Source organism: Falsiroseomonas oryzae (assembly GCF_027856955.1).
Classification (GTDB): Bacteria; Pseudomonadota; Alphaproteobacteria; order Acetobacterales; family Acetobacteraceae; genus Falsiroseomonas; species Falsiroseomonas oryzae.
In genome coordinates this window covers 1-525 of the sequence record NZ_JAPSMD010001029.1, presented here as the reverse complement: position 1 = coordinate 525, position 525 = coordinate 1, and the positions used below count along the sequence as shown (strand labels likewise).

2 protein-coding genes are annotated in these 525 nt (G+C 76.6%); both read left to right on the top strand.

Annotation, left to right across the window (positions count from 1 at the left end):
- Positions 1–212 (top strand): copper resistance protein CopC (locus tag OZN99_RS33340; protein WP_270939441.1); only part of this gene is annotated, 212 nt, incomplete at its 5' end.
- Positions 209–525: hypothetical protein (locus OZN99_RS33335; protein ID WP_408612012.1), on the top strand; the 317-nt coding region annotated here is incomplete at its 3' end. The genes OZN99_RS33340 and OZN99_RS33335, both read left to right, overlap by 4 nt.

The following is a 525-nucleotide window of genomic DNA, read 5'->3' as shown; positions in this document are numbered from 1 at the left end:
CGGTGCAGCTCACCGCGCTGCGGCTCTTCGCGCAGGACGAGTCGGAATGGCCGCTGCGCCGCACCCGCGACCTCGCGCCGCGGCCGGAGCACCGCGCCGGCATCGGCCGCGACCTGCCGCCCGGCGCGTGGCGTGCGGTCTGGCGGGCCATCTCGGCGGATGGCCACGAGGTCGGCGGCACGCTGCGATTCCGGCTCGGAGCGCCCGGATGATCCTCGAGTATCTGCAGCCCGACCCCAGCACCCTGGACGCCGCGCTGGTGATGCTGCGCGCGGCGACGCATGCGGCGATGCTGGGCGCCGCGGGCCTGGCGCTGTTCGGGCTCGGCTACGGCGACATGCTGGCGCCCGGGGACCGGGCCAGGCTGCGCCGGTGGCTGGCCGGCGCGGCGCTGCTGGGCAACGCGCTGAACGTGGCGGGGCTGCCGCTGCGCGTTCTGGTGCTGACCGCCGGGGAGACGGCCTTCGATGGCGCGACGCTCGCGGCGGTCATGGCGTCGCGCAACGGCGACGCCTTCTGGATCCG